The organism is Congregibacter sp., assembly GCF_047617445.1.
Taxonomy (GTDB): domain Bacteria; phylum Pseudomonadota; class Gammaproteobacteria; order Pseudomonadales; family Halieaceae; genus Congregibacter.
The window spans coordinates 1-10,861 of sequence record NZ_JBLGBE010000102.1; the positions used below are offsets into that span (position 1 = coordinate 1).

Below are 10,861 nucleotides of genomic sequence, written 5' to 3' on the forward strand. Positions count from 1 at the left end.
ATTGGGGACTCTCTATCGCTGGGTGTGCCTAACGATCACTGGTTTTCTGTACGCGGCAGTGAAATCGCCTATCTTATAGACGGCGATGAAGGCACTGTTCAGGGCACGCTGACCCTGTCAATGTTTTCGCCGGCATTGGAACCGCATCTTGCCGCTGGACGCATCTATTCTTACGGCAGTTTTTATACGCGAACCTTTTACGGTGACAGAACCGACGTTGTTCTGATCTTCGACCTGGACTCTGCATTGCCGATAAAAGAAATCGAAATTCCTCCCAAGTCCGCAGGTATCGGACACAGCGGAATGATTGGTCTGATTGAAGACCGATTTATCGGCGTGTGGAACATCACACCAGCGATGTCCGTGAGTGTTGTGGATACGGCGGATGAGCGTTTTGTCGGTGAAATCTCCACCCCCGGCTGCGCCGGTGTCTACCCAGTCGATGCAGGCTTCATCATGGCCTGTGGCGATGGCCGTGTGCAGTACGTGCGCCTCGACAGTGTCGGAGAAGAAGTCGATCGCTTACGCAGCGAGGTTTTCTTTAGCGTCACCGATGACCCCGTATTTGATTACGCCGTGCCGACGCCCGAAGGCTGGATGTTTATGTCCCTGGAGGGCCATGTTTACGAAGTGGCCGTCAAAGATGGCGCCGTGAACGTAAGCGAGCCCTGGTCAATCAATCCTGCCGATGAGGAAGACGCAGCGGATATCAATGGCGTTCCTATCGACCCGGACGATAACTGGCGCATCAGTGGCCGACAGGCTTTTGCCTACAATGCCGAAGCCAATCTTTTGGTTACCCTCATGCACGAGGGCGGTGGCCAGGAAACCTTTGAAGACCCGGGCACGCAAGTTTGGGCATTCAGCACAAAAACCCAACGCAGGGCTTATGTGTTGGAACTTGACGAAGAGACCAAAGGCGTTTCCGTTGAGCTTACCGCCGACGAAGAGCCCTTGTTGATCATTGCGCCGGCTAAGGGCGGCGAATTACTGATTCACGATGGAGTGAGCAGCCGGCTCCTGCGGACCATGCCGGAGATCAAAGCCAATCTCGTGCAAAGGTTGGAGTAGCTCGTGATCGATCCGCTGCTGCAACTGACAATTGCCCTGTCGCTGTTCCTGCTCTTTGTCAGCGCTAGCCAACACAAGCGCGCAGAGTCACGACGCTTCGCCGCGCAGCTTGAGGCCTATGAGTTACTGCCCAAGCGCCTCAATAGCAGTTTCGCCGCCTCACTACCCTGGATGGAGCTTGCAGTGGGAGTACTACTGCTCATACCCGCAAGCCGTGGCGCAGCAGGTTTTACCGCAGCCCTGCTGCTTGCCATGTACGCGTTTGCAGTACTTGTGAATCTCCTGCGTGGACGCCGCAACATTGACTGTGGCTGCGGCGGTACGCCACAACCGCTGAGCTATTGGTTGGTCCTTCGCAACAGCGTTCTGGTAGTCGGCGCCGCTTTGCTCACGCTACCCGTCACGACACGCTCACTGCATGCTGCGGACGCAATCGCGATGATCATGATGACCCTTCTTCTGGTGCTCTGTTATCTGTGCATCGGTCAACTTCTACAAAATCAGGCGGCCCAGCAGGGCTGGAATTCTCATGTCCATTGAATCGCTGTCAGTCGTTGTCCTCGTACTCTGCGTCGCAGTCACCTTGCTCGTGGTCCTTGTCCTGGCACTCGCACGCCAGATTGGGGTTCTCCATACGCGCCTGGCCCCAGCCGGTGCGCTCATGAATACCTCTGTAGGCCCAGACGTTGGCACCCCTGCACCTAAGCTCTCGTTGCAGGATATTAATGGCACCCCGGTTCAGATTGGCGGCCCCAGCGCATCGCCGCTGCTGATTCTTTTTGTCTCGCCCAATTGCCCCATCTGCAAAGAACTGGTACCCGTTGCACGCTCCATGGCGCGAGCTGAAAAGCTGCGCCTGTTGTTTGCCAGTGATGGCGGCGAGATCGATAAGCACATTGAATACGTCAGCAAGATGGATATTGCGGACTATCCCTATTTACTGTCATCCGAGCTTGGGCTTAAGTTTGCGGCAAGCAAGCTGCCTTACGCGGCACTCATCGATAGCGACGGCGTATTGCGTTCACGCGGTCTGGTGAATAGCCGGGAGCATTTGGAAAGCCTGGTTGAATCCATGCTCAGTGGCTACGATTCATTGCAAGATTATCTCGTGAAAGAGCAGCAACTGGAGCAAGCATCATGAGTACAAACAATGCGATGCTGAAACAACTACTCAGTGACATCGACGCGGCGACCACGGGCGCTGTGCGCTTTTTTGCGGGGCGCAGCTCCCGCCGGTCCTTCTTGGGGAAAGTAGGTGCGGTTGTCACCGGTATGGGCGCATTCCCGCTCCTACCCATGGCTCGGGAAGACGCCAGCGCACTCGCTCGGAATGCGAGTGACGGCGGGTCTAGTGCCATGTCCGCGTCCGATGAACTGCATGAAATGGGCGACAACCAAAGCTGCGATTACTGGCGCTACTGTGCGTTTAGCGGTCAAATCTGTAGCTGCTGTGGCGGCAGTATGACCCAATGTCCGCCGGGCTCAGAAACGGCCAGCGTTGCCTGGGTAGGCACTTGCCACAATCCGCTGGATGGTCAGGACTACCTGATTTCCTACAACGATTGTTGCGGAAAGTCTGCCTGCGGTCGCTGCGGCTGCCATCGCTCTGAGGGCGATCGTCCCGTGTATTTCCCGTCCAAATCCAACAGCATTCTCTGGTGCTTTGGTTCCAACAGCCACGCCTATCACTGCACCCTTGCTCGGGTTGTTGGTAAAGCGGACGCGGGCTGAGCGGCGGCACGTTGCGCCTAAGGCTTCTTAGTTTCGCACTATTGATAGTACAGCTGTGCCTGGGCACAGCCTTCGCGGACCCTCAGTCCAACTACCTACTACACTGTGGCGGCTGTCACCTTGAAAATGGTGAGGGTACGCTGCCCGAGGTACCCGACCTGCGCCATGACCTGGACTGGCTGGCGCAAACGCCCGAGGGACGCTCTTATCTCACACGTGTGCCTGGCGCATCGCAGGCTCCACTACCCGATGAGAAGCTAGCGGACATTTATAATTGGATGTTCGACGTGTTTTATCCGCCAGACAGTAATATCCCGCCTTTTAGCGGTGAAGAGATTTCTCGTACTCGGGGACAGCCGCTATACGACCCCTTGCGAGCACGACAAGCGCTGCTCAAAGAGCAGGCAGAGACCCCTTAGCGAAGACCGAGACACAAGAAAAATGACCGACGACTCACCAGTAATAAAAAAAATCTTCGTGGAAGAAGAGTCTTTACTCCAGGATGCCTATCGGCTCGCTGTGGCGGTCTACGAAAGTGACTTTCGCCCGGACTTTATTGTGGGCATATGGCGCGGAGGCTCTACCGTAGGCATTTATGTTCAGGAGTGCCTGCAATACTTGGGCGTAAAGACCGACCACATCGCCATCCGCACCTCTTATCGCGGCATGCAGAGCTATCTAAAGGACGTGGAGACCCCCGAGAACATTCGTGTGCATGGGCTTCAATATCTTTATGAAACTATCAACAGAGACGATGCTTTACTCATCGTAGACGACGTTTTTAGTAGTGGGCAAAACGTAGAGGCTGTGATTCAGCGTCTGGAATCAAAGAGCAAACGCAATATGCCCAGCGATGTGCGTATCGCGGTGCCTTATTACAAACCCGCGAAAAATCGTACGGGACGCGTGCCAGATTACTACCTGCACGAAACGGACGACTGGCTGGTGTTGCCCTATGAAATAACGGGCCTGAGCGAAGCAGAAATCGCCGCGCACAAGCCCTGGCTCACCGCTATCTTAAAAAGCAGCCGCCAATCCGGCGGCTGAATTCATACAAGCATTGCTAGTTGGCAGAAATAGGCTGGCCGGCACCCCAGGGTGCACCCGCGGCCTGCAGATCTTTGCGCAATGCAGGAATATCCGAAGCAATCACTTCACTAAGTCGAGCTCGAAGCGGTGCAAAAACCTCAGCGGCATAGCCAAGGCTCTGGCGATGAGCCGGGGTCGGACCATAGCTGGAGTTGGATACACCTCGTGACGCATGGCTCAACCAGCTGGTCACGCGGTGCACCTCGTAGTTGCCGATCTCGGCCACAGACTTGTTGCCGTTCAGCGCCTCGTCCAGCTCATACAGCTCTTCATGGAGACTATGGAGCTTCTCATCGAGCTCACCCGGCGCTGCCGCAGTGACTGCCAGCATCTGCTGCATGGTTGCCACGGACTCCATGGCATCATCCAGGGTATAGCGTGCCGCGCTCACTTGTGCCGAAAGCGTTGAAAACGCCTTCCAAAACGCATCCACTTCGTCCATGTCCGCACCCGCAAGAGCAGGCTCGTACATGCGCTTCACGTCAAAGCTCACAGGCTCATCCAATACACGACTTTGGCCGTCTTTAAGCAACACAAGCTCAGCACTGTAGGTACCCGGGATCACCATAAACCCGGTGGGAGGCAGGCCCTGCCAGTTCGGTGGTGTTTCTACCGAGCCGTAATAGGGATGACGAAGATCCCAGGCAACACGATGGAAGCCCTTCTCTGCCGGGACATCGAGGCGGCGGATAACTTCTCCGCTGGCATCGCGGATCACCATTTTCAGGGCCGGCGCTGCTTCGCGTCGCTCAGATTCCACCGCATCCCAGCCCGCAAATTTGACCTGCTCGCCGGCGTCAAGACGCGCTTTCTCAGCGTCCTGACGCTGCTTCTCCAAGGTGGGGAAGCCTTCGGATAAGTGGTAGGTCAGCACGGCTCCAAAGGGAGGGTTCTCTGCGACATAGAGCTCATCGCCTTGTGAGCCACGCTTTCGCGCCCCCAATACCTTGCGTGGAAAATACCAGTGCGCATCCCGGGTTTCGAAAAGTGCTGCTTCCTCATCGAGAGCATCAGCGGTGACTTCCCGAAGCGCGGAGTAGTCATCCATTACAAAGAAGCCCCGGCCAAAGCTGGCTGCTACCAAGTCGTTCTCTCGGCGTTGGATCTGAATATCACGAATCGAAATTGTCGGCATGCCAGCACTAAATTTCTCCCAGCTCTTACCAGCATTGAGAGTCATGAAAACACCAAACTCCGTGCCCACAAACATCAGGTCCGCGCGCTCATGGTCCTGTACGAGTCGCCAAACAAGGTGTCGATCTGGAATCCCGTCGGTGATGCTTTTCCAGCTGCGGCCGCGGTTACGGCTCACCAAAAGGTAGGGCTTAAAATCACCGTACTTGTGGTTATCCAGCGCCACATACACGGTATCGGCATCATGGAGATCAGCTCGAATATCGTTAACGAACGCGGTCTTGGGCACGCCCGGCAAAGAACCCACCTCGAGACGTCGCCAGTCATCGCCACCATTCTCAGATACTTGAATCAGGCCATCATCAGTCGCTGCATACAGAAGACCTTCTTCAAGAGGCGACTCGGCCAGCGAGGTTATAGTGTTGTAGTCAGACATGGCGAACATGTCCCAGGGCGCATCCCAGCTCCAGGTTTGCTCCATAAGCGGCAGCAACATGCGGTTCTGATTGCGAGTTAGATCACCAGAAATGGCGGTCCATTCATCACCTCGGCTATCTGAACGCCACACACGCTGCGACGCAAAATATAGCCGCGTCGGTTCATGCGGACTGACCAGAATCGGCGAATCCCAGTTAAAGCGCTCCGGCGGATCGCCCGGGGCCGGCTGAGGCTGAATAAACACCGACTCACCGGTGGTCATATCAACGCGATTGAGATGCCCCTGCTGCGATTCCGCATACATGATGTCGGGATTGCCCGGCTCAGTCGCAGGCTGGTGCCCGTCACCACCCAGTACTACCTCCCAATCGGCGTTGCGAATACCGTTCACGGTGTCCGTGCGCGAGGGACCGCCCTGGGTGTTGTTGTCCTGGGTACCGCCGAAGATGTTGTAAAAGGGCTCAGTGTCATCCAGTGCCAGCTTGTAATACTGGGTCACCGGGAGATTGCTCATGTAGCGCCAAGTGCCACCGAGATCAAAGCTCTCGTACACACCACCATCGGTACCCATCATGATGTAATCCGCATCCTCAGGATCGAACACAATGGCGTGCATGTCACCGTGCTGGTTGGGGTGCGGCATGGGCTCAAATGTTTTGCCCCCGTCTTCAGACTTAAGCACGGTCGGGCCTACTAAATACAAACGATCATGCTTGTGCATGCTCGCCGTGAGTTCTTGATAGTAATGTGGACCCGTACCACCGCTCACTGCGTCGGCACCTTTCACCCAACTCGCACCACGATCATCAGAACGCCATACGCCGCCGGTGCGTCGATCCAGCTCAATCGCCGCATAGACTACATCCGGATCATGCAAGGAAATAGCCAGACCAATCTTGCCCATATTGCCTTTGGGAAGACCTTCGGTCAGCTTGGTCCAGCTTCGACCGCCATCTAATGAACGATGCAGGCCGCTCTCGGGCCCGCCTCCCATATAGGCTGCAACGGTACGCTGATGCTGCCAAGTGGCGGCATACAACACATCGGGGTCGCGGGAATCAATCACTACATCAGTGACACCGGTCCACTCGCCGCCGCCTAGGGTCTTCTCCCAGGTCTGGCCACCATCTGTAGTCATGTACAAACCGCGCTCGCCGCCTTTGGTCCACAGCGGACCCTGAACGGCAACCCAAACGGTATTGGAATCTTCGGGGTGCACAACAATTGTAGAAATATGCTGAGAGTCAACCAGACCCATATTGATCCAGTTTTCCCCGTCATCATCTGAACGATAAATGCCGTCGCCAAAGCCAATATGGCGACCGCCATTGTTCTCGCCCGTGCCTACCCAAACCGTGTGCGGATTGCTCGGATCAATCGCCAAAGCACCAATGGAGTAGGACGTTTGCTCGTCAAAAACCGGCGTAAACGTTACACCCGCGGTAGTGGTCTTCCAAACGCCGCCAGAGGCCACACCCACGTACCAGGTACTGGAATCACTCGGGTGTCTCGCAATGTCGCCGATCCTGCCAGACATGAATCCGGGGCCGATGTTTCGCCAATCAAGTCCTTGATAGGGTGCGGGCGTGCCATCTTGCTCGGCAGCAACAACGGCGCCTGTCAAGCATATAGTCAACAAGGTAGTTAGGATTCGTTTCATACCGGAATTTCTCTTCTCCGAATTCGGTCGGCAAGGTTAACAAAGCCCAACGCCGGCGTCTTCCTTTGCTACCGAACAAGCCCTTGGGCTGACGGCAAGTCGCCAAGCCGGTAAACTCTAGGCCTCTAGCGGCAGCCACAGCAACAGCAACAGCACACGATGACTACAATTCCAGCTCAGCTGCTCGCCGTTCTACTGCTGATTTTGACGCAGAGTGCCAGCGCAGATATTTTTCGGCCGGCGTATCTTGAGCTCTCCCAACTCGATAGTGAGCGCTACAGCGTTCTCTGGCGCGTGCCGGCACTACCAGACAACCGGCGACTCGCGGCTCGGGTGGAGTTTCCCTCGAACACCCGAACCTTGGGCGAGCCGCGTAGCGCTTTTTTAGATAATGCCTGGGAAGAGCGCTTCGACATAGTCGCCACCGGCGGCCTCATCGATCAACAAGTCAGCATAAACGGCATCCTCGGCGGCGCGACCGACGTGATTGTGCGCGTAGAACGCCTTGATGGCACAACGCAGCTCGAGCGCTTGCAGCCATCACAGCCAGTATTCACCGTCACCGCCTCTCCCGGGCCTGGCGAGGTCGCCGCCGCCTATCTGGTATTGGGTGTGGAGCACATACTCGGTGGCATAGATCATTTGCTCTTTGTCCTTGCCCTGCTGTTGCTCGTAGGTAACGTTCGGCGACTCATCCTGACCATCACCGCGTTTACCGTTGCGCATTCAATCACTCTGGTATGCGCCACGCTTGGCTGGGTCAGCCTGCCAGGGCCTCCGGTGGAAGCCGTGATTGCGCTGTCTATCGTGTTCGTGGCGGCAGAAGTTATTCACGAGCAGCAGGGACGTTCGTCCATCACAGCACGATCACCCTGGATAGTCGCTTTTGGTTTCGGCCTCTTGCATGGCCTGGGCTTTGCTGGCGCTCTCGAGGAAGTCGGGCTACCAGAGACCGCAATCCCGGTGGCGCTATTGATGTTTAACGTGGGCGTCGAAGCAGGACAGCTGCTGTTCGTTGCCGGAGTCGTCGGGGTAGCCGCTTTGTCAAAACGTTTTCTTCCGCTCTCATCATCCATCGTCAAACGCACCGTGAGCTATGCTATCGGGAGTGTCGCGGCGTTTTGGACAATTGAACGCGTGGCCGCTTTCATTTAGCAGCCCCAAGGTAACTCGCGACAAATAATAATAGCTGCGGAGCGTCAGCTTAGACACGCAAGCGCCGAGCAAAGGAGCGTCACTATGTTGAGTTCAGTACTCAAACCATCACCAATACTGTTTTCGCTGTTGTTAATTCACGCCGCTGCACTGCCCCTAAGCCCGCTGGCAAACGCAGCCGATGTACCAACGTCTTACTCTCCAAACGTAGACGTGGCGCCAGATCGGCAGGTCTACTTTGGCGATACGCATGTGCACACGGGCCTGTCTGCCGATGCCGGAGGATCAGGTACGCGACTCATGCCTGAGGATGCCTATCGCTTCGCCCGGGGTGAACAGGTGCTCTCCAACACCGGTCAGCCCGTAAAACTACGCAGGCCCTACGATTTTTTCATGATCACCGACCACTCCGATGGCATGGGCCTGATTAGCGATCTGCTCGAGGGCACACCCAATGTTATGGCTGACCCCAAGGGCAAGCGCTACCACGAAGATTTCAACGCCGGTGGTCAGCAGGCCTCTGATGCCATGTTCCGTCTGATCGCCGATTTTTCACAAGGCAAGACATCCAAGGCGCTGGTTTACCAGCCAGGAGTGCCCGCCTATAGACAGGTTTGGGAGCGCTTGGTAGCAGCGGCAGAGGAATTCAATGACCCGGGACGTTTCACCACGTTTATTGCCTATGAGTGGACGTCTTTGGTGAAGGGCAACAATCTGCATCGCAACGTGATTTTTCGGGACAACGCCGACAAAGCCCTAGAGGTCGTGCCCTTTACCACCACACCGCCCGTCGGTAGCAAAAACCCTGAGGACCTCTGGTCCTGGATGGCCGCCTACGAGGAACAGACCGGCGGTGACGTAACGGCAATTCCGCACAATGGCAATCTGTCCAACGGTATGATGTTTCCGCTGCGGGACGATTTTGACAATGGCAAAGAGCTGGATGCCGCCTACGCAAAAAGCCGGATGACCTGGGAGCGTATTTACGAAGTCACACAGCTCAAAGGCGATGGCGAAGCCCATCCGCTGCTCTCTCCTGATGACGAGTTTGCTGACTTTGAGACTTGGGACTTTGGTAATCTGGATGTTTCTGAGGCTAAGACCCCCGCGATGCTGCCGGGCGAGTATGCCCGCTCGGGACTACTGCGGGGCCTGCAATTACAACAGACTCTGGGCGTAAACCCCTACCAGTTTGGCTTTCAGGGCGCGACGGATACCCACACGGGCTTATCCACAATTAGTGAAGATAACTTCTTTTCCAAGTTCACCACGGTAGAACCCTCTGCCGAACGGACCACGCATGCCGGCAAGTCGAACCCCGATCTGGGCATCGACGGTTTCACCGGCTGGATGTATAACGCCGCGGGAGTAACCGCCGTCTGGGCAGAGGAGAACTCGCGATCCGCCATTTTTGATGCCATGGAGCGTCGAGAAACCTATGCCACCACCGGACCGCGGATTGCTCTGCGGTTCTTCGGTGGTTGGTCCTTTGAGACCAGCGACGCTGGCAGTCCAGATCTGGCCAGAAGAGGCTACGCGCTAGGTGTTCCCATGGGGAGCGAATTACCCTCAGCACAATCAGAAGCACCGCGCTTTCTGATCTCTGCACTGCGCGACCCCAGGGGCGCGAACCTGGATCGCGTTCAGTTGGTCAAGGGCTGGGTAACAGCAGATGGCGAAGCCAAAGAGCAGATCTACAATGTCGCATGGTCAGATGATCGCGAGACGGACGCTGCGGGTAATTTGCCCGCTGTCGGCAGTACCGTGGACCTGAGCGTACCAACCTGGAGCAATAGCATTGGGGCTTCAGAACTTGTCACCGTGTGGAGTGACCCTGACTTTGAGGCGTCCGAAGCCGCATTTTATTACCTGCGGGTATTGGAAATACCGACACCGCGCTGGACGGCTTACGACGCGATACGTTTTGGTGTGGAAGCGCCCGAAGGTGTCACTCTGATCACTCAGGAGCGCGCCTACAGTTCGCCTATCTGGTACACCCCACAGCGGGGTGACTGAGGCTTAAAGCTACTACCGTCTCGATGACACCACGGGGCGCATGAGCTGCGAATTGCCTGGCTCCAATACGGACCAGCCAGGAACACTTTCTATCTGAGGCAATGGCTGAGGCCGGCCGGGTAGACCAGGGCGAATCGGTGGACGTGGCCGAATCGGACGAACGTACCGGGGCAGGTAATCGCTCTCCCAGTTCGTCGTGATTGTGCTGCTCGCAGGCTCTGTATCAAGAGCTGGCGCAGCAGCTGTCTGCTGAATTTCTCTAAGTTCAGCCCGGCGCTTCTCACGCTCACGGCGATCCGCGGCCATGCGATCGGTTGTGTCACGCATTGCGGCAAGACGCTCTTCCAGCAAGGCATCCTCTGCGATCGGCGCCACGTCAATGATCAAAACCTCGGCGGTCCCTGTGTCTGGAGGACTATCACTATAGGTGGTGACACCACCCTCGACTGTTTTGTAGACGGTCTGTGCCAACAGCGAAGGAGACAGTAAAAGAGCAAAGAACAGCATTCTTTTCATACTTGGAGTATAGGCTAGGCTCACGCCAATCCAAGCAGCATCGCGTGCTAT

At 56.2% G+C, this 10,861-nt stretch carries 10 protein-coding genes; 8 read left to right on the forward strand and 2 right to left on the reverse strand.

Annotation, left to right across the window (positions count from 1 at the left end; translation table 11 throughout):
• The 6 genes from ACI9KD_RS15740 to ACI9KD_RS15765 form a co-directional block, all read left to right on the forward strand.
• Positions 1–1,071, forward strand: a 1,071-nt coding sequence (locus tag ACI9KD_RS15740; protein ID WP_414982123.1) for an amine dehydrogenase large subunit, incomplete at its 5' end; no start/stop codon positions are given.
• 3 nt (positions 1,072–1,074) lie between these two features.
• Positions 1,075–1,611, forward strand: coding sequence for a MauE/DoxX family redox-associated membrane protein (locus tag ACI9KD_RS15745; RefSeq protein ID WP_414982124.1), 537 nt, complete (start codon positions 1,075–1,077; stop codon positions 1,609–1,611).
• Positions 1,601–2,212 carry a thiol-disulfide isomerase gene (locus ACI9KD_RS15750; protein WP_414982125.1) on the forward strand — a complete coding sequence of 204 codons (612 nt, stop codon included), beginning with the start codon at positions 1,601–1,603 and terminating at the stop codon, positions 2,210–2,212. Before ACI9KD_RS15745 ends, ACI9KD_RS15750 begins: the two co-directional genes overlap by 11 nt.
• Positions 2,209–2,802, forward strand: a complete 594-nt coding sequence (locus ACI9KD_RS15755; RefSeq protein ID WP_414982126.1) for a methylamine dehydrogenase light chain — start codon at positions 2,209–2,211, stop codon at positions 2,800–2,802. Before ACI9KD_RS15750 ends, ACI9KD_RS15755 begins: the two co-directional genes overlap by 4 nt.
• A gap of 41 nt (positions 2,803–2,843) precedes the next feature.
• Positions 2,844–3,221: a hypothetical protein gene (locus ACI9KD_RS15760; RefSeq protein ID WP_414982127.1), complete on the forward strand. Its 378-nt coding sequence runs from the start codon at positions 2,844–2,846 to the stop codon at positions 3,219–3,221.
• A 22-nt stretch (positions 3,222–3,243) separates the two neighbouring features.
• Entirely contained in the window at positions 3,244–3,849 is a 606-nt protein-coding gene (locus tag ACI9KD_RS15765; protein WP_414982128.1) for a phosphoribosyltransferase, read from the forward strand.
• 16 nt (positions 3,850–3,865) lie between these two features.
• On the opposite strand, the gene ACI9KD_RS15770 is transcribed toward ACI9KD_RS15765, so the two are convergent.
• Complete coding sequence (locus ACI9KD_RS15770; protein WP_414982129.1) at positions 3,866–7,123, reverse strand: VPS10 domain-containing protein; 3,258 nt, start codon at positions 7,121–7,123, stop codon at positions 3,866–3,868.
• 159 nt (positions 7,124–7,282) lie between these two features.
• Between ACI9KD_RS15770 and ACI9KD_RS15775 the strand changes: the two genes are divergently transcribed.
• Positions 7,283–8,278 (forward strand): HupE/UreJ family protein, encoded by a 996-nt coding sequence (locus tag ACI9KD_RS15775; RefSeq protein ID WP_414982130.1) that lies wholly within the window; start codon positions 7,283–7,285, stop codon positions 8,276–8,278.
• An 84-nt stretch (positions 8,279–8,362) separates the two neighbouring features.
• Positions 8,363–10,294: a DUF3604 domain-containing protein gene (locus tag ACI9KD_RS15780; protein ID WP_414982131.1), complete on the forward strand. Its 1,932-nt coding sequence runs from the start codon at positions 8,363–8,365 to the stop codon at positions 10,292–10,294.
• 12 nt (positions 10,295–10,306) lie between these two features.
• Here the strand turns inward: ACI9KD_RS15780 and ACI9KD_RS15785 are convergent.
• A partial coding sequence (locus tag ACI9KD_RS15785) for a DUF4124 domain-containing protein (RefSeq protein ID WP_414982132.1) occupies positions 10,307–10,861 on the reverse strand: 555 nt, incomplete at its 5' end.